Here is a 23,896-nt window from a genome sequence, read left to right as displayed (position 1 = left end):
AGTGTGCACCATCGCGCTGGGGTGTATCTGTCTCTGCTCTGCCAGTGTGCTAGGAAAAGCTGTACATTTCCTGTGCACCCTGAACTGGGACGATACTTGGAAGACTAGCTTTGGTTAAACCACCGCTCCGCAAAGATATGACCCCGGTCTTGCGGGTTCTCCGAGTGCTCCTCGGCTGGCCCCTGAGATGTCTCCTCTGCTTCTTGCGCATCGAAGGATTCTGGCTGGAACTCGTTCGGGATTTCTTCCAATCCATCCACCATGGCATCCCCCTCGGTGGGATGCCCCGGCAGGATAACCTCCATGCGTGTTCCACCGTCCGCGGAATCCTTAATGGTGATCTCTCCATTGTGCCGCTCGACGACGGATTTCACGATGGCCAAGCCTAGTCCGGAACCAGGCATTGCACGAGCTTCGGCCGAACGGTAGAAACGCTCAAACACCTTGTCGCGCTCCTCGGGCGCGATACCGGGACCCGAGTCATCCACACGCAGGCACACCTTGTCCTCTGCTACTTGCCGCATGGACACGCGCACGGTACCCGTGGGCGGCGACCACTTAGCGGCGTTATCCATGAGATTGAGCGTGGCACGCCCCAAGGCAAATGGGTCACCATCCAACATCCACGGAATAAACCTCACGCGGAAGTCCACGTCAGGGCGCCGGCGCTTGGCACGATTAAGGGAATTTTCCAGAACCTCGTGCAGCTCGACCGGTTCCGGTTCCTTCTCAGTGGCATCTTCGCGTGCCAAGTCCACGAGATCACCGATCAGGGTCGACAACTCCGACATCTGCGCCATCACGTCGTCTTCCAAATCACGACGATCTTCCTCGCTGATGCCAAATCCGCCGCCGGATTTATTCAGCATCATGAGGAGCTCGATATTGGTGCGCATGGAAGTTAGCGGCGTCTTCAACTCGTGGCCGGCATCTGCCACGAACTGCGATTGCTGCACGCGCGCATGCTGCAGGGCAGACAGCATTCGGTTGAAGGACACCGTCAGCTGCGACATCTCGTCATTGCTCTCCACCGCAATCGGCCGCAAGTCATTAGTCTGCGTCACATAATCTGCCGCGCGCTTGAGGCGCGCGATGGGTTCCATACCGGTCTTGGACACCACCATTCCCGCGAAGACGGAAAGCAGCACGCCGAACGCCACGATGATGAGCAGAGCCGAACCCACCGCGGAAACGATTTCCTCGGTCGGTCCTAGGTCCTTAGCCAGGACTACCGTGGTCCCGCCGTCCTCATGCTTAGCCAGCACGCGCTCCCCGCCCAAAGTACGGATGGAGCTTTCCATAGTGTCCCCGTCGGGCTTAAAATCGCCGCCCACGGGCAGTGCGTCACCAAATGCAAACGCCGCCGACGGTGGGGAGATTGAGATTCGAGTCGAGGGGTTATAGAGCTTGAATGAGGAAATTTCCTGGTCGATGTTCTCCACAAAGGCCGGATCCTGCGCCTGCTGTATGAGTACGTCGGCTTGCTGCATAATCTGCTTATCGACGCTCGCCGTCATCGACGCCGCGACAAGCCAATAGGTCACAAACGTCATTACTGCCACGGAGAAGGCGACAACAACGCCGGTAACCAAAGAAAGGCGCCACCGAAGCGGCGCCCGTGAAGCCCAGCCGCGTCGGCCTGAGCGGCCTAACCACGCAGTGGTATCCAGGTCTTCAGAAGGCACCGCATCAGGCGCGGGCCTCCGCAAAATCACGCGATAGCCTCCCTCATGACATAGCCAACACCGCGCACGGTGTGGATAAGACGCGGCTCACCATTCTCCTCGGTCTTTTTGCGGAGATAGCCAATATACACTTCAAGCGCATTTCCGGAGGTGGGGAAATCATAGCCCCACACTTCTTCCAAGATGGTGTTGCGGGAGAGAACCTTGCGGGGGTTCTCCATCAACAAGCGCAGGAGAGCAAACTCGGTACGGGTCAGGGAAATTGGACGGTCGCCGCGAGTAACTTCACGCGTATCTGCATCAAGCTTGAGGTCCTCGAAGCTTAGCTGCGTCTCAACCGGCTGCTTCGTCCCGATGGAGTCCGCGGCGGCACGCCGAACCAAAGAACGCACGCGAGCCAAAAGCTCCTCCAGAGCGAATGGCTTGGGCAGGTAATCGTCGGCGCCCGCATCGAGACCTGCAACGCGATCGGACACGCCATCACGAGCCGTCAGCACGAGAATGGGGCGGTCCCAGCCTTCGCTGCGCAGGGTGCGGCAGACTTCAAGGCCGTCCATGTTCGGCATCATCACATCGAGGATCAGTAGCTCGGGGTTATCACTGTGAACCATCTCGACAGCCTGAACGCCATCGGCGGCCAACACAACCTCGTAGCCATTAAACTTCAGGGAGCGCCGAAGCGATTCACGTACGGCCTGCTCGTCATCCACGACAAGAATCTTCATAATCTCAATTATGTCCTATCTAGGACGTTTTCACGAAGTAGGCCGCATTCTTTCGCCCCCTTATACCCCCTTAGGCCGCTAATTTCCCCAAAAAACTCAAGACCGCCCTCGGCGGCCCACGCCTTAGCAATCAGGGAGCACTGCGAGCGCGCACTACATGCGCACGACAAAAGCCCCGAAGATTCACTCAAAGCGGTGAATCTTCGGGGCTACAGTCACAGACTGAAGACCTAAGAGGCCTTAGAACTGCTCGACGTCAACCAGGCCAAGCTTTGCAGCCTTGACCAGGCGGCGCGGGATGCGCACGGTCTGACCGTCGATGGTGACTTCCTGGAGGGCGACATTGTCAGCCTTCCACTGGGAACGGCGAGAGTGGGTGTTCGCGCGGGACTTCTTAAACTTAGGAGTTGCCATCTTTTCCTATCCTCCTTACGCGTTCTTCTTCTTGCGGCGAGCCATTGCACCGAAGCGCTGGTTGAACTTCTCAACGCGGCCAGCGGTATCCATAACGCGCTGCGCACCGGTCCAGAACGGGTGGGACTCAGCGGTCACGTCGACGACAATGAGCGGGTACTCGTTGCCGTCTTCCCACTCAACGGTGCGATCGGAGGTAGCGGTGGACTTGGTCAGGAAGGAGTGGCCGGTACCGGCGTCCTTGAAGACCACCGGGTGGTAATCCGGGTGGATGTCTTTCTTCATATGTCGATTCCCTCAGGGTTGAACTACGGGTCGGTTCCTTCCGTGACGCATGAGAGCGTGAAAGGATCGTGCCCGAGTTGGGTCTCTATACTTACAAACGTGCGGCTCGCGCCGACAACTTGAAACATCCTACAGGCCGCAGGCACCAAAATCGAAATCGCCGCAGTTCATACTCCTCAGAGCAACGCAACGGCAAGCACAAACAATCACCCCGCCAACACCTTCGACGGAAATGGCGCCTGGATAATAGGTATCAAAGCCGGGTTGCACGACGGCGGTGATTAGGTTCTGCAGGCCGCGGCATGTAAGATTTCCCCTTGCTGTTGTCAAAGTAATCGTTTTACGCCCCATCAACTGGTGTTCAACGGATTAAGCCTCCTGCTCAACCTCACTTTTTAGAGCGCCGCGCCTCACCGCGGATATAGGCACTCCGTTAGTCGCTTTCGATGTGGGCGGCTAGGAGAAAGAAGACCCATGTCGGCTATTTGCCAGGTAACGGGCCGCAAGCCGGAATTCGGCAAGCAGGTCTCGCACTCGCACCGCCGCACCTCGCGCCGTTGGAACCCCAACGTGCAGCGTCGTCGGTACTACCTGCCCTCTGAGGGCCGTACCATCACCCTGAATGTTTCCACCAAGGGCATGAAGATCATCGACCGTGACGGCATCGAGTCCGTCGTGGCCAAGATTCGCGCACGTGGGGAGAAGATCTAAAGATGGCACGTAATGACATCCGTCCAATCATCAAACTGAAGTCCACTGCGGGCACCGGTTACACCTACGTGACCCGTAAGAACAAGCGCAACAACCCGGATCGCATCACCTTGAAGAAGTTCGATCCGATCGTCCGCAAGCACGTCGAATTCCGCGAGGAGCGATAATTTATGGCTAAGAAGTCAAAGATCGCCAAGAACGAGCAGCGCAAGGAAATCGTCGCCCGCTACGCGGAGCGTCGCGCTGAGCTCAAGGCAATCATCAAGAACCCGAACACCCCGGACGAAGAGCGCCTCGAGGCGCAGTTCGAGCTGAACCGTCAGCCGCGCGACGCCGCTCGCGTCCGCGTCCGTAACCGCGACTCCGCCGATGGACGTCCGCGCGGTTACCTCCGCAAGTTCGGTCTGTCCCGTGTCCGTATGCGCGGCATGGCTCACCGTGGTGAGCTGCCGGGCGTTCGCAAGTCCAGCTGGTAAAGGGGTACCCATACAATGGCTGTCAAGCGTAATAATCACAAGAAGTTCCGTATGGAGCAGACCCGTCGCCCGAAGAAGAACCCGCTCAAGGCCGAGGGCATTGAGAAGGTTGACTACAAGGAGATCAAGACCCTGCGTCTGTTCATCTCCGATCGTGGCAAGATCCGCTCCCGTCGCGTCACCGGTCTGACCCCGCAGCAGCAGCGCCAGGTTGCTACTGCCGTCAAGAACGCTCGCGAAATGGCTCTCCTGCCGTTCACGTCCCGCTAAACACTAGCTGGTTTCAACAGCGCACTTTTGCCGCTGTACTCGTGACTCACTAGGACAGGACAAAAGAGCTTTTAAGCCGCCGCCTACCTCCCCGTTTAAGGGGCATGGTAGGCGGCGGCTTTCGTTTTCCACTGTCCTCTTGGGGATCGTGCACCGCACCTGTCTTAGCCAGAGCTGGCACCCCCGAGTGCTACATTGAAGGGTTAGAACGCCCCTGATGGAAAGGGAACTTAAGCCTTTATGCCACTGCACGAATCACTCACAGACCTCAGCGAACTCGCTACCCACTGCCAGTCCCCCGCCCATGCACGCGGCTTGCTAGAAGAAGCGCAGGATTTGGTGCGCAACGCAACTGCCCACCGGGGAGACGGTGTGGAACTCGCTGCGTGGTTTTCTCGCGTGGTCACGGACATCGTCCGTTCTCCAGGCCTCGCCAGCCCGGTTCGCCTCACCGGCGCCGCTGCCCGCGGCGACCTCCTCCCCTCACTACCCATCACGTGGTTAGGCACTGACGAACAGCTAGCGAAGGTCATCACCGAGGCCGGTTTGACCTGCGGCGCGGTACAGGATTGCGCATCAACCCGTGCCGATGCTGGCCGCCCACTGGGGTCTGGCGGCGAGGAGGAGCTCTACGCCGAGGCTGTGTCACAGCGCCCAGCACCGCTCAAGCTCGTGGATGGGCTTCCCGATCGTTTAGCCGATGTGTCAATTCGTTTTTCTTTGCTGGCGCCCATTTCTGCCATCGCGCGTTGGGCAGCACCAGCGCCCCGCCCCACCCAAGACCGTCTTGCCATCGGCGTGGAGCGTGAGCTGCTCACCACCGCGGAGGCGGAGGGCCTGAGTCTCGCTTGGGGCACGGGCATCGCGCTGGAGTTGGGGCGGTGGTACGAAGGCGTCGTCCAGCACAGTGTCGTGCTCGGGGATCTGCCTCCACTGGACCGCACCGCCTATGGATCGGCGTGCCGCACAGTCTCCGCTGCCTTTGAATCCATCATGATTCGGCACGGTAATGTGGTTGGCAGTAGTGAAAGCTGAGCTTTAGCAATCGCCGTTTGCGGCGGAGTGTACGATTACTGATTTGCCGTCAGTTATTACTTGAACATTATCGAAGGGAGTCCGCCTCATGGCAGGTAGCGTTGGCAGGCCACGGAAGAATAGCCCACGCCGCCGGGGTAACACCGCGCGCGAAGAAATCCTGGATGCCTCATCCGAGCTTTTTACCACCCAGGGTTTTGCTACAACTTCCACGCACCAAATTGCTGATGCCGTCGGCATCCGTCAGGCTTCGCTGTACTATCACTTTCCTTCGAAGACCGATATCTTCCTCACCCTGCTGAATTCCACCATCGAGCCCTCGCTGGAGCTGGCGGATGAGCTTGCGGCCTCCGATGCCGCGCCGGCGCAGCGCCTGTGGTCACTGGTAGCAGCCGAATCTCGCCTGCTTTTGACCTCGGCGTGGAACGTCGGCCGCCTTTATCAGCTGCCGGTGGCTAATTCCCCCGAGTTCGGTGAATATCACGAGCAGCGCGACCGCCTCAAGGATCACTTCCGCACTGCCGCCGCGGGAATTGTGGGCGAGGACGATCCGCGCATCGAGCTCCCCTTCCACATCGCGCTCTCCGTCATTGAAATGCGCCCCAATGATGGCAACGCACCGTTTGATGCCTCGCAGCGCGTGCCGGAGCAGTCCGCCATGCTTGCCGACGCCGCCCTAGCAGTCCTCGGCGCCACCCCTCCCGACGATGCTGAGGCGACCACCCTGGAGCTGCTCAAGAACCGCAACGACTCTATTTCTTCCGCCGCCGCGGCCGCAGCAGACCGCAAGAGGTCGGCCCGCTAGCGGCCGTGTCGAATGGCGTAGTGCGCCAAGAAGGTCTTATAAGGCTTGTAGGCCTTTTCGCCGTCAGCGCGGAGGTTATCGACGAGGCGATCCATCTTGTGGTTCGTCTTCTTTTCGGTCCACCCCAGCGCCTCAGCAATGTCGCGCACCGAGGGGATATCGGCGTCGGTGGAGCCCGGCTTCTTGAGGTAGCTGGCTAGCTGGCGCAGCAGCTCTTCTTGCTCATCATTGGGCACGTGACGGGTGCGTGTGCGCTCTTCATCGACGTCCTGCTCGCGCTTGGTACGGCGCGAATAGTTGCTGTTTTCTACGTCGATATACAGCTCGTAGGGGCATTCTGGCGTCTCAAAGGTAACCCTCGATGGCCCTGGGGGTACCGCCGCGACCGAGCGGGGGCCGAGGTCAATGCGCGAAAATCCTTTGACCCCACGTAGCTCTATGCGCAGCGGGATGTGACTGCCCACGTTGCAGATCATCCACCCCTGGCCGCCATACCACAGCTGGAAGAGCTGGCGGTGCAGGCTGAGGTCCTCCTCACCCACCCGGAAGTCACCGGCGCGGCCGACGATGACTTCCTCACCCGGGGAAATAACCTTCACGCCGCCGATCAGGTCATCGATGCGCAGCCTGGGCCCCCGCGGTGCGTTCTGCGGCGGGCGTGGTTGTTGCTGGCTCATGGACACCTCCGTAGGGCTGGACAACTCGCGCTCTTCGCCGGGTATGTCGGCGAGGCGCCTTCAAACAGTGCCCTTCAGTGTAGCGGCTCTCACTATGTCTCGGCGTGCTAAGCCACAGCCCAGTTCAGCTGGCGCTATGCCACGATAGCCCACGTCACTATGAAAATAAGGATGATGACCACGACGGTGACCGTGATGATGAGGGCATTGGAACTATCCTTCGCGGCCGGCTTGCGGGTTGTCCGCTGACGAGTAGACCCTCGCTGCACCGTAGACCCTGGCATCGCCGGGGTAACTGGTGTGGAGGGTGACACGGTTCCCGAAGACGCGATCGGGTTAGAGGGAGCGACGAAGCCAGTTGGCCTTGCCCGGTCCATGGACCCAAAGGAGGCGGAGGGCTCCGGCCAACGCTGGGGTGATTGCCCCTGTTGGCCAAACTGTCCCGTCCGCGCAGTGCTTCGTTCATTCCGCGGCTGCTCTGGTTGCGACGAAGGCTGCGGGGCTGGGGCGCCGCGCAGGGCTGGGGCGCTACGCGGGGCAGAGGAAGTAGGGCCGGAAGCGGGCTGGGAGGGGCGGGAACGGGAGACGTCGTCAAGCGCGGCGATGAAGTCCTGGGCCCGCGCATAGCGCTGCATGGGCACGCTGTTGAGCGCCTTGTTCAGCACGGTCTGTAGCTCCGAGGCAACGCGAGCAGTGTCTTCTGCAAGGAATGCGGCGAAGGCATCGCTGGACAGATCCGGGATACGGCGCTGTCCTTCCCACTCGCTGCGCGGCATCGTGTCCTTGAGGTGGTGAAGCGTGAGCATCTCGAAGGCGATAAGCGCCAGCGAGTAATCGTCCGCGCGCGCCGACATGTCATCATCACCATAAGCATGGCCGTTATTCTCTGGGGCCAAATACTTTTCGGTACCCACGATGTGACCGACCTTGGTCAGGCGCGACTGGCCTTCCTCGATACTGATTCCGAAGTCACTCAGCACAGCCGGCGGCAGGCTGCCCGGGTTTTTGCGCAGCAAGATATTGGCGGGCTTGATGTCCCGATGCACCCACCCGGGGTGCAGCTCGTGGTGCATATAGTCCAGCGCCGCGGCAATCGGTTTGAGGTAGTACACCACCTCGGCGACCGTAAATCCCCTCCCCTTGTTGGCTCGTTCCCGGATCGCCTGCGCTAAGGTTCCACCGTCGATGAACGCCATGACCATCACGTCATCCCCGCGCGGCGTCGACTCCTTGGAATAGAACTGAACCACCCCCGGGTGGCTACCGATCCTGGTGAGAGCCTTCATTTCGTTGTGGAAACGGGCTCGAGAGGCCTCATCCCGGACATCATCCAGCAGCACTTTAACCGCGAGCTCACGGGACAGGTCCGGATCGGTCGCATGAAAAACCTGCCCCATACCGCCCTCGCCCAGCAGGTACACGGTGGTATACCGCTTTTGCTGGGTAAGCCATTGCACGAAGTAGGAATTAGTCACCGCCCCATTGCACCATATGCATAGCAAGGCTTGAGGTTGCCATGTCCCATCGCCCCCAAATGGAGGGTGCTACCCCGCAGTTCCGTCTGGTTGTGCGGAGCCAGATATGCTACCTGTAGTTCTCTACTGTTTTCCAAGGACCCTATGAGCACCCCAGGATTTGGCACTAACCATTACGCACATAAGCCCCCTACGCCGGCGTCGGGCCAGACTCAACGGCCCCAGTCAGAGCAGCGCAACCTCGTTCCGATCATCTGCGCCATTGCAATCCTTATCGCACTGCTGATTGCCGGAATCGTGATTTGGAATGATGTCCGTTCCACCAGCCAGGCAAGCCCCGAAGCCGGCAGCGCAACGGAGCAGGAACCCACCCGCGTAGGCGGGGCTGCGCCGGAGGAAACGGCCGCAGAAGAAGGAACAGCTGACGACGAGGAAACTGCAAATGAGCAGGCGCCGGAGACTTCTCTCAATCCTGATGCTGCCGATGTCCCCGAAGGACTCACCGCGGCCGGATGGTCCGACTACCCAGAGGCACGCTGCCAGCAAGGCGAGAGCATGATTTTCGCTGCTCATGGTACCGATCCCGTTTCCCACATTGTGGTCTGCGAAAAGCAGGACTCCCTTTTCTACCGCGGAGTCTGGTCCAGCGGTGCTGCCTTTGGTCCGGCGCGCGGCGAGGGAAGCTCCTTTAGCGCCACAATCCTCGATCCCACCAGCGGGGATGACACCGGCTCCGTGCTCAACATCCGGGGTACGGACTATGACATCGACGGGGAGGCTGGAAAATTCGAGGACTACTGGCCTCACTAAGAATCGCACTAGGGCTTTTAGACAGCTCCCTGCTGGCATCCCGCGTCCGGCCACTCCACCTGAGCGGTTTCTAATTGCCGGGCTAGTCGCGTCAGCATCTGCTGGGCTTCGCCGTAATCACCGGATGGTGCTGCGGCATAAATTGCCACCGCCACCGTGTGTCCACCTAGCGTGATAAGCCCCATCTGACGGGCCTCATAGGAACCGTCCTCGGCAGGCCCCCAGCCGCCCTTCACCACCGCCCCGTCGAGGGTGCGAAGGCCATACTGCTGTGCCGGATCAACGTCACCCATGGCCGCGAGGATGGGATCTGCGCCTTCCTGGCATCCCAGCGCGGCGACGAATTTCGCTTGCTCGGACACCGGCCACTGAGTTTGGCCGAAGGCGCTAAACCCTGGGCGCGGTGGCGTGGCGGGAACGGTGGCGGTTCCGATGATTTCCTGGGTAGCCTGTGCCGCCTGCGCTCCCCCGCCGAGGGCTTCCCAGAGAGAATCTGCCGCAGCGTTATCGGAAAAAGTAATTGCCCGAGACACCGCGTCCGGATCCGCTACCCCGGCGCGTTCGGCGGCGATGGCCAGGGGGACTTTCGCCGTGGACCATGCGGGCCGCGGGTCGGTGATGCCGGCAGCCGCGACGGTCTGTGACCCAGCCACCGCGATTCCGGTTCCCGGGTTGTCGGCGGCGATGGCGTCGACGGCTTCCTGAAGGTCGGTGGCCTTAATCACGGATGGTTCCTTGTCGAGGATGGAATCAGGGGCAGGACTTGCGGACGAGCCGGATCCAGAATCAGGAAGGGAAGGCTGCGGGCTGCTTGCTGGAGCACTTGGTTCCGGCTGAGAGACGTCCCCGATGGTGCAGGCGCTAAGCGACGCCACCGCGATCCCCACCAACGCTGCCAGTGCCGCAGGCCGGCGCCGCGGGCGTTCATGCGTGCGGTCTGGGCGTGTTCTGAGTTTCATCGTTGATCGCCTACGTATTAGAGGATGTATACAACCGCGTTATTGCCGCCAGTGCAGGTCACATACTCGCCGTTATCGGAACAATCCATGGTGTAGAACAGCTTGGTCTTCGGGCTAAAGGCCCTAATCGTGGCGTCAAACTCGTGGGTATCGACGTAGTGTTTGACGTATTCATCGCGCACGGAGTTGGCGAACGGCTCCGTCGTCACCTCAGTGCCGCGATAGACACTGTTGAAGTTGCCGCCGGGCTCGTTGTTACGCGCGGCGTCGTTCGCCGGGATAGCGCCCGCGGGCAGGTCAGGGTGCTCGGGGCGCTTCTGCGCCTTGGAGGTCGTCGTGGACTGCTCTGAGGTCTTCTCAGGTTCCTCCGCAGCTGAAGTGCTGTCTTGTGGCCCCTCATTCTGCTCGGTGAGTTGGGCTGGCGCCTGGGGCGATTCAGCCTGGGATCCTGAGTCAGCGTGTTTAAAGAAAATGAGGTAGGCCAACGCGGCAATAACGAGGATTACTGCCAGGATCAATACGCCGATGAGCACAAGCTTTCCGGAATTAGAGGAACCATGGTTTCCGGCATCGTCCTGTGCATAGGAATTCGCATAGGCAGCCGGCTGCTGATCGTACTGGCCAAATCCGTCCTGCGGTGCCGCTTGGGGCGGGAACTGTTGCGTGGGGAATTGCTGCTGCTGAGGATACTGGCCCTGGGATCCGGAGGGTGCAAAAGGATTTGAGTAGTTGTGCTCACCCGATTGCGAGTAGCCCGGATTATTTCCCATGTTTTGGGGGTATTGCTGGGGCTGTACCGGGCGCTGTTGTGTTGGCGGGGCTTCAAAATCCGCGGTTTCCGGGTGGGTTTCTTGATGAGAAGGCTGTGGCTGGCTGCCGTTTCCCTGCTGGAGATGCGCGCCGAATCCATGATTGCGATCTGAATCAGTCACCGAAGCCTCCGTAGATCGTGACGTTTGCAAATGCCAATAGGCGTTTTCTATCTGTCCTATCTTTGCACAGTCACAATTCTCTGCGCAGCGTTTACGTCTTTACTCGCGCTTTGCACAGTGTGTGCTCTGCTGTGCTGCCAGCGCTTCCTGCCCCACTGGGGAGTATTCCCACGAGCTTCCATTGAAGTCCCCACGGACGGTGCTTAAGGGTTTAGATTGTTAGAGGTATCTCGATGCTCTAACTTCCTGTGCACGGAAAGGTTGCTGATCACCCGCCATGTCATTTCCTACTGGTCCTTCGGGCACCCCTCCACGCAACTCCGGTTCCTCCGGCTTCGGTTCACCTGCTCCCGGGTTTGGCCGCCCGGGCCATCCCGGCGGCACGAATGGTCCGAGCGGCGGATTCGGAAGCACTCCCCCGTTCGGTGGGCAACCCGCTAGCCCCGCCCCGCAGCCGTTCAGCGGTGGCGCGCCAACACCCCCAAATCCACCCCAGCCCAACTCTTATGCCACTCCTACCCCGTCGAAAGGCACAGGGCGCTTCAGCGGCGCCATCGCGGCGCTGATTGCTTTGCTCCTCATCCTGGCTGTCGTCCTTGGCGTCGGCGCGTGGTTTATCTGGGGCCGCGAATCATCCGATACGGAGCAGACTGGTACAAGCTCCGAGCCAACCTCGACGGCCGCGCTTGCGACCACGCCTATGACCATCACGGGCGCTTAAGAAACTGAGATCACAACTGCCCTAGCCGCCAAATCTAGCGCTTCCGCGTCGAATTACGCGGCTAGATTCGTCAGCTAGGGCAGTTGAAGTTTGCTGGAACGCTTTGGTTCAGGCTCTAGTGGAAGAAGTGGCGGGTTCCGGTGAGGTACATGGTCACGCCAGCCTTCTTAGCGGCCTCGATGACTTCGTCATCGCGGATGGAGCCGCCAGGCTGCACCACGGCCTTGACACCGGCGTCGAGGAGGACCTCGAGGCCATCCGCAAACGGGAAGAAGGCGTCCGAGGCAGCGAAGGAACCTTCGGTGCGGTTGGTGCCGTCGGCCAGCGTGTTGGCGCGCTCAACCGCGAGCTTGGCGGAGTCGACGCGATTGACCTGGCCCATGCCCACGCCCACGGTGGCATTGTCCTTGGCCAACAGGATGGCGTTGGACTTCACCGCACGCACGGCGCGCCAAGCAAACTCGAGCTGCGCTAGGTCGGATTCGTTCAGGGCCTCGCCCGCAGCCAGCGTCCAGTTGGCCGGGTTATCGCCCTCCGCCTGGTAGGTATCCGGTTCTTGGGTGAGCACACCGCCGGAAATGTACTTGCGCTCCACCTGCGGAGCCTCGTACTCAGCTTGCAGCACACGGAGGTTCTTCTTGGCCTTAAGAACCTCGATGGCGCCCTCCTCGTAGGACGGGGCCACGATGACCTCGGTGAAGATCTCCTTGACCTGCTCCGCCATCTCCACGGTGACCTCGCGGTTCACGGCGATGACGCCGCCGAATGCGGACATCGGGTCGCAGGCATGGGCCGCGCGGTGAGCAGCCGCGATGGACTCGTCAGACACCGCGATGCCACACGGGTTGGCATGCTTGATGATTGCCACGCACGGGCGCTCATGATCCCAGGCGGCGCGCCACGCGGCGTCGGCATCCTGGTAGTTGTTGTAGCTCATCTCCTTGCCGTTGAACTGCTTCGCATTGGCCAAACCAGTGGTGCCGATGCGGGTCACGGTCGCGGACTGGTGTGAGTTCTCGCCGTAGCGCAGCGGGGTGGTCTCCTCGCCCTCGCTGAGCTGATCAACGAACCATGCGGACACCGCGGCGTCATAATCAGCGGTATGCAGGAAGGCATCGCGGGCTAGGCCGCGGCGCTGGTCCAACGTGAAGCCACCGTTGGCCACGGCGTCTGCGACCTCGCCATAGCGCGCAGGGTCTACAACCACAGCAACGGAGGGGTGGTTCTTGGCGGCCGCGCGCACCATGGATGGGCCGCCGATATCGATCTGCTCCACGCAGCCATCGAAGTCCGCACCGGAGGCCACCGTCTCACGGAAGGGATACAGGTTCACCACGACGAGCTGGAAAGGATCTACCTCAAGCTCCTGGAGCTGGTTGAGGTGATCCTCTTTGCGGGTATCCGCCAGGATTCCCGCATGCACGCGCGGGTGCAGCGTCTTCACACGGCCCTCAAGGCACTCCGGGAAGCCAGTGAGCTTCTCGACGGGCGTGACGTCAATGCCCAAGTCTGCGATCTTTTTCGCGGTGGAACCGGTGGAAACAATCTCCACGCCAGCGTTATCGAGGGACCGGGCGAGGTCTTCCAGACCGGTCTTGTCATAAACGCTAATCAGCGCGCGCTTGATGTTCTTACGATCTTCGCTCATGGTACGGGGACTTAAGCCTTCCTTGCGGTAATGAATTAATTAGAGCTGAATGCTGAGTGCTTCGCCCTCCACGCGCGCCGCGCGGAGAACGCTAACGATAAGTTCTCTTTCGACCACTTTGATGCGCTCGTGCAAGCTGGCCTCATCATCCTCTGCCAGAATCCGGACGGGTTCCTGGGCAATGATGGAGCCGGTATCGACGCCGGCATCAACGAAATGGACGGTCGAGCCTGTGACCTTGGCACCATAAGCCAGCGCATCGCGTACGCCATGCGCGCCTTTGAAGGCAGGCAAAAGCGCTGGATGGGTATTAATGGTGCGACCTTCAAAGCGATCCAGGAAATCTTTGCCCAAGATCTTCATAAAGCCTGCAGAAACAACAACGTCTGGCTGCGCAGCATCCACTGCGGCAACCAGACGTTGGTTCCATTCGGCACGGTCAGCGCCCATCTCTACGACTTCGGTGGCAATTCCCGCCGCCCTCGCGCGCTCAATGCCCCGGCAAGGCACGTCCGCGATGACTTTCACGACGCTGTAATGCTCATCCTGGCCATCGACGATGGCCTGCAATAGCGAGCCAGTTCCGGAAACCAGAACAACAACGTTGAGGTGGGCAATAGCAGCGGGCTGATGCGGTGTAGTCACGCGCTACAGCCTAGCCGCTACCGCCGTGAACCGCGGAATTTTTACTCTTTTGTGGGGCCTTCAGCTTCTTGGTGTTCCTCTGCGTCTGTGTCGAGCTTCCCCGTGGCTTCAGCGGTCTCATCGGTTTCAACCTCGGTTTCGGCACTTTCTACGTCCACGACTTCTGCGTCAATTACGTCGGTTTCAGTCTGGCTTTCGACCTGTTCCTCAGCTGGCGCCTCAGCTTGCTCCTTAGTCTGGCCCTCTTGCTCGTCCTCTATCTCGTCCTCAGCGTCGGCCTCGGCTTCGCTTTCTTCGTCGGGGTTGGATTCCTCCGCGTCAGTCTCTGCTTCTTCCGTTTCGGCAGCGGTGGCGTCGCCAAGCACTGCGGAATCCTGCTCCGGCTGAGCAGTGTCGGTGGAGTCTGTCGACGTCTCCTCGGCGGCCGCGGGGGTTTCTGCCTCAGCAGCCGGGGCGGTAGCGCGGCGAGCACGCCATGCGGACACAGCCTGAGACGTCGCAAAGGCACACCCCACGACGAGGCACCACAGGGAGCTCAGCCCCACCGCTGTCCACAGCTCCGGCCCGGTGTAGCCGTACACACCTAGCGCGCCGGACACGGCGTAGTACGCCACGAGAGAGGACACGGCAACAGTGATGGTTGCAACAAGCGCTACGTGGAAAGACACCAGCGCTCGGCGACGATAAAACGCCGCCACCGCAGCGAGCACTGGAACAACCAAGAGAACCGCACACCACGGGCTGATTGAAGGAGGAACGGCTGCGGCCAACGGCAGCGGCGGAAGTGGAACTACGTGGCCGCTGAACAGACTCACGCTGGTACCTTCACCAATGTGCAGCTCCGAACCGCTCAGCACCGCCCCCGCAGCAACAGCGGCATTCGGGAGATACAGAATACTTAGCAGGAAAAGCCCCACGGTCCCCATCGCTGTGAGAACCGGATAGCTAGCGAGCATCTCAGCCTGGCGCGACCAGCCACACCCCCACATAATCACAACGAGAACCAGCCCTGCGGCACCAAGGTAGCCAAGGTAGCTCAGGCCGATTTGAGCGGCGTCGACGAATACGCGGGGGACCCCACTGCGCTTAGCCAAGGCCTTCCACAAGCGCGGGCCCATACCTCCAATGAGAGCAGCGGCATGCAGAAGGAGCATGCGGGGCACAACGCGATACAACTCCGGCGGAGAGACGTCGTAAACCTTTCCGGCATCCCAGAGCATCAACCACGCAATAATGGTCAGAACCACTGGCACCGCCAGCACACAGCAGCTCAGGACAAGCAAGTCATTAATACTCACCTTGTCCTTGACTGCCACGCGAACGCGTCGGCCTACCAGCCAGGCCAAGAACGCGGCTGGAAGAACAGGTAGGACACCGATATCAATCCCGCCAGCCCGGATTGGAGCCAGATTAAACACCATCCACGCCTCCCCCACGATGGTGTTCAGCCACGCAAAGGGAGAGCTGGTGAGGAGGAGCGCGGCGATAGCGACCACGAAAATGCCCAGAACCACGACGAGGTGCGGGACGCCGACGACGATAAGCATGCGGCGAATTCGCCCGCGCAGCGTCGTCGGGGCTTGCGCGCGACGGGCGCGAGCCTTATCCGATTCAATTCCCTTGATGCGCTCAGCAGGAGCCCGGCGATCTCGCCTGTAGCCGCGCTCAGAGTGCTCGGCGCTATCACCACGACCACGCACATGCGCGCGGGGGCGAGCTGACGTCCTGGACTGGGGACTCGTGTTCTTATTCATCGGCGTCCACTTTGCCACGCGCGCCTCCCCCACCGGGGGTGGCACGTCGATATCCGATCCAATTGATCCGACACACCCCGAAACGACAGCACTGCGAGAGTTCTTTCCCTGCCCCTTTCACCGACCACCCCGCCACTCTGACCATAGGTTTACTTTATTCACAGTAAATAGCTGCCGTATCATGACGTTGAAATCTTTCGGTATATCCAGAAGAAAAACTGCAATCCGGGTTGCTCTGCACCCGTCGAGACGCTACTGTTACATCTCGTTGGTAACAGGAAGGTCACAATCGGATAACCAACCAGATTTAGACGTAACGATTATTTTGGTTGGACGATAGTGAATTAAGACGGAAGAAGAGTTCATGCGAAGCAAGACTCAGCGAAGCGCAGGTCGCCACCGCAAAATCACCACCTCGCAGACCGCGAAGGGGCGTCTGGCGGTTATGACCATCGCGGCTGGTGCCGTGTCTACCGCAGGCGTTGGCGGTGCGGCAGCAGGCACCATTCAATCCGCCGGCACCGGCGAGACCAAGGCGCAGTCCATCGATTACACCTTGCAGGCAGACACCGATCCGCTCAAGGACGCACAGGCCGCCGTTGGGGACGCAGCACCGCAGATCCTCTCCATCGCAGAAACCAAGCCGGTCGCTGACCTGTCCACGCAGCTGGACAAGGCCATTCAGGCCGCTGATGCCCGCGCCGCCGCCGATGAGGCAAACCGCGCGCCTTCCGTAGCCCGCCCGGCAGAAGGTACCTTCACCTCGGGCTTCGGCCCCCGCTGGGGCTCCTTCCACTCCGGCATCGACATCGCTAATGCCGTGGGCACCCCGATCCTTTCCGTTATGGATGGAACCGTCATCGATTCCGGCCCGGCTTCCGGCTACGGCCAGTGGATCCGCATCAAGCACGATGACGGCTCCATGAGCGTTTACGGCCACATGCAGACCCTTGACGTCGCTGTTGGCGAGCGCGTCCACGCTGGCCAGAAGATCGCCGGCATGGGTTCTCTCGGCTTCTCCACCGGCTCCCACCTGCACTTCGAAATTCACCCCACCGGTGAAGGTGCCGTGGACCCGGTTCCGTGGCTCGCAGAGCGCGGCATCGACGTCGCTTAAAACTCACGCGACCAAACCTTCCAACACCACGTAGGCGGCATAGAGCGAATCTGCTCTATGCCGTCTTTTGGGGGCCACATCTCCGGCACTGAGCCGGGGGTCGTGGCCTTGCTATTTTCTTGGGCGTGTTGGTCGACGGTTGTGCTGTCACGTGATTATCATCGCGGCATGACACTGAACACCACACCGTATGTTTCCTTCCCCGGCAACGCTCGCGAGATCCTCGAGTTTTACCATTCCGTTTTCGGCGGTGAGCTCGAGATTTTGACCTATGGCGAGCAGCTCGATAATGGAGTTGATTTTCCCTTCGACCCGCCACGTGAGGCTATAGCGCACGGCACTCTCCGCGGTCCCTTTACCCTCGGTGGCAGAGACGATCTGCAGAATTCTCGTGACCGACTCACTCCTGGAGATTTCGGTTTCACCGTCGAGGCCACTTCGGTGGAAGAAGCAGAGAAAATCTTCACTGCGCTAGCCCATGGCGGTACGGTGTCCATGCCTTTCGCTCAGGCGCCGTGGGGAGATTATTTCGGCATGGTTGTAGGCCGCTTTGGAGTTGGCTTCAACATCACAGTCCCAGCAAGTACCAGCACACCAGAATCGTACGCTCAAAGGATGATAGAGGACGAGGGGGTTCACGTCAGCAGCGCTACGTATGAGCGCGCCCATGATGTTGCCGTGATGCTCAGTGATTTCAACTCGGAATTCGATACCCCGTGCCCGTCGATCGATGTTTTTACAGAGCGTTTTGAGCGTCTTCTTCGGCGCGATGACGTCATTGTCTGCATTGCTGATGGTGAGAAGCTACCTGTCGGCTTCGCCTTCGTGACGCTTCGACCCAGCCCCTACTATGAGGGGCCCATCGCGATGCTTGAAGAGCTTTACGTTCATCCCGGGCTTCGAGGGCGGGGGATAGGCACTGTCATCATGGACCGAGTAGAAACCGCAGTGTCTAAAGCGGACGTCACCGAGATCCAGATCAATGTCGATGAAGTCGATGTCGACGCTCGCCGCTTTTACGAAAGGCGCGGATTCTCACATTACGAAGACGGGAACGATTACCGCATGTTTTGCTACTTTAAGGAGCTCACACGGTAGCCGCATGAGCCCCCGTGGTTTCCTAAGGGTAAATCAAAGTCTCATCACATCGATTCGGTAGAAAGCACTGAAGCCACAACTGCCCAGGCACGACGAAAGCGATGTCTTTAGACATCGATCCTCTGCGGCTTTCCACACCGTAGTGACGGCTGCCGAAGACAGGCCCGCATATGGGGCACAATCTCGGACCGCACAGTTCCCTGTCCCGCGTAGTATTCGTGACGTTGTGGCTATCCAATTTTAGGGCTCCAGCCCACAGCCCTGGTTCTCACACACCTGTCACTGTCGTTCACGGTGAATAAGGGCGAAAGATTTCAAATTTCTGGCCCTTATCTACCGTGAATGTGGGCTTAAGCCGTCTTTTGCGTATTTCACCCCACTCACCGATGGTCAGGCGCGTAGGGTCGCGCGCCACCTCGCGGGACACCGGGCGGGGGTAAACACCACTCTCCGTTCCGGAACCTCTTGCCAAGCCGATAGTTACCCGGTAACTTACCGGGTATGCACCTAACTAATCCTCCCCTTGTCCTCCGCGCAGGAGGTGACCATGTCCGTCAAACACTCCGTTCTTGCGCTGCTCAGTGATCAACCTTCCACAGCCAGCCACATCAAGACCCGCTTTGCGGAGACCTTCGACAACCTCTGGCCGCTCAACATGGGCCAAGTAGCCCAAACCTTAAGCCGCCTAGAGCGCGATGGGCTCATAACCACCGACGGCGAGCTCACCGGCCCCACCGGGCGCCGCGCCACCAGCTACGCCATCACCCCTGACGGGCGCGCAGAGCTCTCGCAATGGTGGAAGTCCACCTTGCACAGTGACGCCATCGAGCGCGATGAGCTCGTGCTCAAAGTGTCCCTTGCCGCTCGGCGCTCCGACGTCGACGTTATCGCCGTCCTTGACGCCCAGCGTTTCGCCACCGTTCGCCAGCTCCGCGAACTCAACCGCCGAGCCTCGGAATTGCCCGCGGAGCGCAGCGCCCAGCGCTTGGCCGTGGAGCGCCAAATCTTCGACTTGGAATCTCTCTCACGTTGGCTCGACCGCGTGGAATCTCTGACCAACCCGACCACCCCCACCGCCGCCGAGGAGGAACCGCGATGACCCCCGACTCCGTGCCCACCACCCAGCACATTCCTTTCCCGCTCGAACTCGAAAACATCACCTGTGTCTTCGGTAGCGGCGCTCGCCAGGTCACCGCTCTGGATTCCGTCAACCTGCAGCTGCAACCGGGCGAGTTGGTAGCCGTCATGGGCCCCTCCGGCTCCGGCAAGTCCACCCTGCTCAACGTCGCAGGACTGTTGCAACCGCCGACATCGGGACGCGTGCTTCTCGACGGCGCCGATGCCTCCCAGCTCTCCAAAGCCAAGGCCGCAATTGCGCGCCGCCGCCACTTGGGCCTCGTGTTTCAGCACTTCAACCTGGTCTCTTCTCTGACCGTTGGTGAAAACGTTTCCCTTCCCCTTGAACTCGATGGCCTATCACCTGCGCAGTGCCGTGAGGCAGCAGAGGAAGCGCTCAGCGAGGTCGGCCTCGACGGCACCATTGACCGTTTCCCCGAGGAAATCTCCGGTGGTCAGGCCCAGCGCGTGGCGATTGCCCGCGCGCTCATTGGACCGCGCAAAGTTCTGCTCGCGGATGAGCCCACCGGTGCCCTCGATACCTCGACGGGCGAGGAGATCATGAAGGTTCTACGCGCGCGTATCGACGCCGGTGCTTCCGGCATTCTGGTCACCCACGAGCCGCGTTTCGCGGGCTGGGCCGACCGCGTCGTTATGGTTCGCGACGGGCGCCTCACCGGTGAGGAGGTGCGCTAATATGTCCGGCATTAATGCCGCTACCCGCCCGACGAGGCGCGATCTCAAGCTTCATCCATGGCGCACTCTGGCCGCCGTGATGCTCATTGCCCTGCCGGTGGCCCTAGTCATCGGAATTGCGCTCTTTGATAATTCCTCCGGACGGCTCTCCGCAGCTTTGAGCTCGCCTGACCGGTCCCTTCAGGTGAGCAACGAGCGTCAGGACATTGCCAACGAAGACGTTCCCCGTCTAGCCGCCCAGGTGCTGCCAGAAGGCCTCAGCGTCAGCCCGGTCACAACCTTTGACAACACCTCGCTCATCCATGCCGGCAAATCAACCAGCTCATGGCTAAGCCAATTCGACGCGGAGAATCCGCCGGAGTTAGCACGGGAGGCCGTCGACAAGTTTGACCTTGGCCCCAATCAGGCAGTACTTTCGCGAACCTCAGCACACAAGATCGACGCCTCCGTTGGTGATGTCATTACCGTGCGCAACAGTGCTTTCAAGGGTGAGCACCAAGCCACCGTTGCCGCCATTGCGCCCGAGCACTATGACTTTGTCACCTCCCCCACCCTCGACGACGCCTCCATCGACCCCGCTGACACGTCTCGCACCAATTGGCTCATCGTGGGAGATGCACCGCTAACCAAGGACGTCGCAGAACGTGCCCACGAGGCCGGACTCGAGATCTCAGCACCGGAGCTGCGGGAAACGCATAAAAGCGATCAGGCGCCAGATTCCTTCGGCGGCATCATGGGCAGCATTCTTTTCGTGCTCTTCTTCTTCGGCCTCTACGCCATCGCCGGATTGCTCATCCTTTTCCTTCTCGCGCCCGTCTTCACGTTGGCTACCGGCCGCAATACCCGCCTGTACGCGTTGATGTCGAGCCAGGGCGCGCTGCCGCGCCACATCATGTTTGCCGTGATGGCCTATGGCCTGCTGATGGGCCTCATCGGCGCAACTATCGGCGTGGTTGTTGGCCTGTCGGCTTCGTGGATGTGGTGGACGGCCCGCTACCCGGACTTTGCAGCCCACCCACCCCTCCTGGCCATAACCCTTGCATGGCTGGTGGCAGTAGCCGGCTGCGTCATCGTCTCGATTGTGCCTGCATGGTTGGCGCAGCGCGGAGCCTTATCCACTGCTATCCAGGGCGCCGCACCCGACCGCCTACTGCGCTTTAGGAAGTGGATGGCCATAGGCCCGGTATTCCTGCTTCTGCTCGTGTTGTTCAGCTTTAGTTCGTGGGGCACGGGCATTCCCACGATCATCGCTCTCTTCGGAGTCATTTCCGTTGCCGCCTCCGCTCCAGCATTGGTTTTCCTGTGTTCCCAGCTGTCTCGCCGCGGTCCACTCGCGTTGCGCCTTGCCGGGCGTGGCCTGACCCGGCGCAGCATGCATGCCTTGCCGACGTCCATCGCTCTCGTATCGGTCTCCTTCACAGCCTCCCTGTTTGGTGTGGGCATCATGACCGATAGCGCAAAGAGCGTAGCCGAAGAAGCGCTTGTTATGCCGGAGACCACAGCGCTGATTGAGGAGACGACGTTTGACCAACCTACGCAGACTTCTACGCCAGAAGAACGCGCAGCGGTAAAGGCCATCCAGCAGGCTACCGGTGCTCGCACGCACTCCTTCTATGCTTTCCCCTCGTGGACCACGTCTTTTAGCCTTCCTGACGATAGTGAATTCTATGAGCTCAGCACCGAATTTGACTACCAGTGCGAACAGGTCGATCTCAGAAAACCGGTTGAGAGGGCAGTCTTCGTGGACAACCAAGGGCGGCGCACCGATGAGTCCGAGGAGGCCCGCCAAGAGTGCGCGCACGAGTTGATGACGACCTTCCCTTATAGCCCGTTGATCTATCAAAGCAGGATGATCCAAGCTGATTCCTCGCAGCTCGAGCTGTGGCAGTTCGACTCGGAAGAGGATCGACGTGCGGCGGCACAAACATTGGAGGCCGGCGGCATCGTGCTCCCCCACAGCAGCCACGTCGGGGACAAGACACACGGCACGGTAACCATAAAGACGTATAACCGCGTCGACAGTCAAGAGCCAAGCGGAACCCGCAACGCCGATCTGCCGGTTGTTGAGGCCTTGCCTACCGTGGATCGTGACGTGGTCCTGATTAGCCAACAGGCCGCTCAAAAGCTGAAGCTGAAGCCCTTTTACGTAGGCCAGGCTCTGGCGTTGGATGAGGCGCCGAGCGAATCAGAGCGAGAGGAGCTGCGAGACCTAACAGCGAGCGCTTCGCAGTCGCGATACTCACTGGAGTTCGGTGTCTCCTCCCCTGAGAGCTTCCGCTACTACCTCGGCCTAGGAATGGGAATTATCTGCCTCATCGTGCTCGCGCTCATCATCGCCAATGCGGCTAACAGCATGCGCCATGAAAGCACCGTGCTGCAGTCGATTGGCGCGCACCCCTCGCTGATGTCCAAGGTAGCCGCGTGGCAAACCTGGATAGTGGCCACCGCAAGCATGCTCTTCGGAGTGATCGCGGGACACCTTGGCACGTTCCTCTTCACTGATAGGTCCGCCTTCACCTTCTCTGAGCCCCCACATGGCCTGCGCCCGCAGGACTACTTCACCCCGGATTGGTGGCAGTTCCTCGCCGTGCTTGTTGTGCCGCTCATAGCCGCCGCTATAGCGGCCGCGGTCAATCGCAGCGATAAGACAGCCCCGCTCACCGCACGGGATCGCAGCGAGTCGCGTTCGTTGACCTAGCCTTCGTGGCCCACCGTTCCCCGACCGAGCCTTCGGCCGGGGAACAACTCTTTTCACACCCCCAACCCCTACCCCCATTCTTTAAACCTTCACTTTGCCCCTGTAACAATTTTCACTCCTTTCACACGTGTAACACGCTGGGCTGTTCGATGGGTTTTCGAACAATTCCTGTATTTACCTGCATTTTTAGAGATTGCGCAGGGCGATAGCTCGGGATAGTTTGTATCTCGTTGCCACAAAGCCTCAGCACGCAGACGCAACCACGCCGGCGTGTCGCAGGCTTCAAGGCGCATCGCGGCTGTTATGGCCGCGCCCTATCGCTCACAGGCTTCCTGCCGCCTTCGTCGGCGGAAGCGAGCCACAGCAGGACTTAAGGACGTGAAGTTATGAAGCGCACGCTCAGCGCACTCGCCGCCGTGGCGGTCACCACCGCTACCGTGACGACCCCAGCGTTCGCCGCCGAACCGGCAGCAAGCGTGGATGTCTCCGACGGGTCCTCCCAGGGCCCTACCGCCGGCGACATCGAAGTCAAGGAAGACTCCAAAGCCGACCTCTTCAAAGCATTCTCCGGGCTGCTCGTTTCGACGGCCGGGGCCCTCAACGGGGCATCCACTCCGGAGATCAACTCCACGCAGGACGGCCTCGATATCGTCCTCGACCCCTCCAGCATTCCCGGACTCGCTGAAGCCTTCGCGCCGCAAGGCGATCACTCCGGCCTCACCCCTACCCGCAGCCAGGACGCAAACGGTAACACCGTGGTCTTTCCGACCTCCGGAACCTTCACCTCCGGCTTCGGACCGCGTTGGGGTTCCTTCCACAATGGCATCGACGTGGCGAACCCAATCGGTACGCCCATCTACGCCGTCATGGATGGAGAGGTCATCTCCTCCGGCGCAGCCCAGGGCTTCGGCAACTGGATCCGCATCCAGCACGACGACGGCACCATCACCGTCTACGGCCACATGCCCAGCGACCAGCTGCTGGTCGACGTCGGCGACCGCGTCGAGGCCGGCGACCAAATCTCCGTCATCGGCAACGAGGGCCACTCCACCGGCCCGCACCTGCACTTCGAGGTTCACCCGGGCGGCGGCGCAGCCGTTGACCCGGTGGAGTGGTTCAGCGAGCGCGGCATCCACATCTAAAG

General features: G+C 60.4%; 25 protein-coding genes. 14 read left to right on the top strand and 11 right to left on the bottom strand.

All coding sequences use genetic code 11. The features are described from left to right. Positions 1-104 precede the first annotated feature (104 nt). The 4 genes from M5J06_RS00240 to M5J06_RS00225 form a co-directional block, all read right to left on the bottom strand. Positions 105-1,715 carry a HAMP domain-containing sensor histidine kinase gene (locus M5J06_RS00240; RefSeq protein WP_250223663.1) on the bottom strand — a complete coding sequence of 537 codons (1,611 nt, stop codon included), beginning with the start codon at positions 1,713-1,715 and terminating at the stop codon, positions 105-107. After that, a complete protein-coding gene (locus M5J06_RS00235; protein ID WP_070563351.1) occupies positions 1,712-2,410 on the bottom strand; it encodes a response regulator transcription factor in 699 nt (232 codons plus the stop codon). Before M5J06_RS00235 ends, M5J06_RS00240 begins: the two co-directional genes overlap by 4 nt. A gap of 240 nt (positions 2,411-2,650) precedes the next feature. After that, on the bottom strand, positions 2,651-2,824 hold the full coding sequence (gene rpmF, locus M5J06_RS00230) for a 50S ribosomal protein L32 (protein ID WP_010187615.1): 174 nt from the start codon (positions 2,822-2,824) through the stop codon (positions 2,651-2,653). A gap of 15 nt (positions 2,825-2,839) precedes the next feature. Beyond that, entirely contained in the window at positions 2,840-3,109 is a 270-nt protein-coding gene (locus M5J06_RS00225) for a type B 50S ribosomal protein L31 (protein WP_005530151.1), read from the bottom strand. Positions 3,110-3,583: 474 nt separating this feature from the next. On the opposite strand from M5J06_RS00225, the gene rpmB reads away from it, so the two are divergent. The 6 genes from rpmB to M5J06_RS00195 all read left to right on the top strand — a co-directional run bounded on the left by rpmB (position 3,584) and on the right by M5J06_RS00195 (position 6,406). Continuing rightward, entirely contained in the window at positions 3,584-3,820 is a 237-nt protein-coding gene (gene rpmB, locus M5J06_RS00220) for a 50S ribosomal protein L28 (RefSeq protein ID WP_005279911.1), read from the top strand. 2 nt (positions 3,821-3,822) lie between these two features. Then, positions 3,823-3,987 (top strand): 50S ribosomal protein L33, encoded by a 165-nt coding sequence (gene rpmG, locus M5J06_RS00215; protein WP_010187624.1) that lies wholly within the window; start codon positions 3,823-3,825, stop codon positions 3,985-3,987. A 3-nt stretch (positions 3,988-3,990) separates the two neighbouring features. Beyond that, a complete protein-coding gene (gene rpsN, locus M5J06_RS00210; protein ID WP_010187625.1) occupies positions 3,991-4,296 on the top strand; it encodes a 30S ribosomal protein S14 in 306 nt (101 codons plus the stop codon). A 15-nt stretch (positions 4,297-4,311) separates the two neighbouring features. Then, positions 4,312-4,566, top strand: a complete 255-nt coding sequence (gene rpsR, locus M5J06_RS00205) for a 30S ribosomal protein S18 (protein WP_010187626.1) — start codon at positions 4,312-4,314, stop codon at positions 4,564-4,566. Positions 4,567-4,806: 240 nt separating this feature from the next. Continuing rightward, the gene (locus M5J06_RS00200) at positions 4,807-5,601 is read left to right on the top strand and encodes a hypothetical protein (protein ID WP_250223662.1); all 795 of its coding nucleotides are present in this window, start codon (positions 4,807-4,809) and stop codon (positions 5,599-5,601) included. A gap of 88 nt (positions 5,602-5,689) precedes the next feature. After that, positions 5,690-6,406 carry a TetR/AcrR family transcriptional regulator gene (locus M5J06_RS00195; protein WP_070597474.1) on the top strand — a complete coding sequence of 239 codons (717 nt, stop codon included), beginning with the start codon at positions 5,690-5,692 and terminating at the stop codon, positions 6,404-6,406. Here M5J06_RS00195 and M5J06_RS00190 read toward each other — a convergent pair. Together M5J06_RS00190 and M5J06_RS00185 are read right to left on the bottom strand one after the other, a co-directional pair. Next, complete coding sequence (locus M5J06_RS00190; protein ID WP_118781208.1) at positions 6,403-7,083, bottom strand: DNA-binding response regulator; 681 nt, start codon at positions 7,081-7,083, stop codon at positions 6,403-6,405. The two genes, M5J06_RS00195 and M5J06_RS00190, sit on opposite strands and share 4 nt — an antisense overlap. 134 nt (positions 7,084-7,217) lie before the next feature. After that, on the bottom strand, positions 7,218-8,558 hold the full coding sequence (locus M5J06_RS00185) for a serine/threonine protein kinase (RefSeq protein WP_250223661.1): 1,341 nt from the start codon (positions 8,556-8,558) through the stop codon (positions 7,218-7,220). A 144-nt stretch (positions 8,559-8,702) separates the two neighbouring features. Here M5J06_RS00185 and M5J06_RS00180 point away from each other — a divergent pair, with 144 nt between their 5' ends. After that, complete coding sequence (locus M5J06_RS00180; protein WP_250223660.1) at positions 8,703-9,368, top strand: hypothetical protein; 666 nt, start codon at positions 8,703-8,705, stop codon at positions 9,366-9,368. A 17-nt stretch (positions 9,369-9,385) separates the two neighbouring features. On the opposite strand, the gene M5J06_RS00175 is transcribed toward M5J06_RS00180, so the two are convergent. After that, on the bottom strand, positions 9,386-10,327 hold the full coding sequence (locus M5J06_RS00175) for a serine hydrolase (RefSeq protein WP_239248563.1): 942 nt from the start codon (positions 10,325-10,327) through the stop codon (positions 9,386-9,388). Positions 10,328-10,344: 17 nt separating this feature from the next. Further along, positions 10,345-11,259, bottom strand: coding sequence for a hypothetical protein (locus M5J06_RS00170; protein ID WP_250223659.1), 915 nt, complete (start codon positions 11,257-11,259; stop codon positions 10,345-10,347). Positions 11,260-11,536: 277 nt separating this feature from the next. Here M5J06_RS00170 and M5J06_RS00165 point away from each other — a divergent pair, with 277 nt between their 5' ends. After that, entirely contained in the window at positions 11,537-11,980 is a 444-nt protein-coding gene (locus M5J06_RS00165) for a hypothetical protein (protein WP_250223658.1), read from the top strand. Between the two features lie 115 nt (positions 11,981-12,095). Here the strand turns inward: M5J06_RS00165 and purH are convergent, their stop codons facing one another. Genes purH through M5J06_RS00150 form a run of 3 tightly spaced genes read right to left on the bottom strand, consistent with a single transcriptional unit; the run spans position 12,096 to position 16,045 of the window. Next, positions 12,096-13,628 (bottom strand): bifunctional phosphoribosylaminoimidazolecarboxamide formyltransferase/IMP cyclohydrolase, encoded by a 1,533-nt coding sequence (gene purH, locus M5J06_RS00160; RefSeq protein ID WP_250223657.1) that lies wholly within the window; start codon positions 13,626-13,628, stop codon positions 12,096-12,098. Positions 13,629-13,667: 39 nt separating this feature from the next. Continuing rightward, entirely contained in the window at positions 13,668-14,273 is a 606-nt protein-coding gene (gene purN, locus M5J06_RS00155) for a phosphoribosylglycinamide formyltransferase (RefSeq protein ID WP_070520680.1), read from the bottom strand. A gap of 41 nt (positions 14,274-14,314) precedes the next feature. Further along, positions 14,315-16,045, bottom strand: coding sequence for a cell division protein PerM (locus M5J06_RS00150; protein WP_250223656.1), 1,731 nt, complete (start codon positions 16,043-16,045; stop codon positions 14,315-14,317). A 346-nt stretch (positions 16,046-16,391) separates the two neighbouring features. On the opposite strand from M5J06_RS00150, the gene M5J06_RS00145 reads away from it, so the two are divergent. The 6 genes from M5J06_RS00145 to M5J06_RS00120 all read left to right on the top strand — a co-directional run bounded on the left by M5J06_RS00145 (position 16,392) and on the right by M5J06_RS00120 (position 23,894). Then, complete coding sequence (locus M5J06_RS00145; RefSeq protein WP_250223655.1) at positions 16,392-17,144, top strand: M23 family metallopeptidase; 753 nt, start codon at positions 16,392-16,394, stop codon at positions 17,142-17,144. 615 nt (positions 17,145-17,759) lie between these two features. Next, on the top strand, positions 17,760-18,242 hold the full coding sequence (locus M5J06_RS00140) for a GNAT family N-acetyltransferase (protein WP_131771410.1): 483 nt from the start codon (positions 17,760-17,762) through the stop codon (positions 18,240-18,242). A gap of 547 nt (positions 18,243-18,789) precedes the next feature. Then, a complete protein-coding gene (locus M5J06_RS00135; RefSeq protein WP_158011580.1) occupies positions 18,790-19,341 on the top strand; it encodes a PadR family transcriptional regulator in 552 nt (183 codons plus the stop codon). Further along, positions 19,338-20,054 carry an ABC transporter ATP-binding protein gene (locus M5J06_RS00130; RefSeq protein WP_070531636.1) on the top strand — a complete coding sequence of 239 codons (717 nt, stop codon included), beginning with the start codon at positions 19,338-19,340 and terminating at the stop codon, positions 20,052-20,054. The genes M5J06_RS00135 and M5J06_RS00130 overlap by 4 nt, the downstream gene beginning before the upstream one ends. 1 nt (position 20,055) lies before the next feature. Next, the gene (locus tag M5J06_RS00125; RefSeq protein WP_143335342.1) at positions 20,056-22,752 is read left to right on the top strand and encodes an FtsX-like permease family protein; all 2,697 of its coding nucleotides are present in this window, start codon (positions 20,056-20,058) and stop codon (positions 22,750-22,752) included. Positions 22,753-23,138: 386 nt separating this feature from the next. Beyond that, positions 23,139-23,894, top strand: a complete 756-nt coding sequence (locus M5J06_RS00120; protein WP_250223654.1) for a M23 family metallopeptidase — start codon at positions 23,139-23,141, stop codon at positions 23,892-23,894. Positions 23,895-23,896 lie beyond the last annotated feature (2 nt).

Source organism: Corynebacterium intestinale (assembly GCF_023574125.1).
Taxonomy (GTDB): domain Bacteria; phylum Actinomycetota; class Actinomycetes; order Mycobacteriales; family Mycobacteriaceae; genus Corynebacterium; species Corynebacterium hesseae.
Note: the sequence above shows the minus strand (reverse complement) of the source record. Positions and strands in the feature narration are given on the sequence as shown.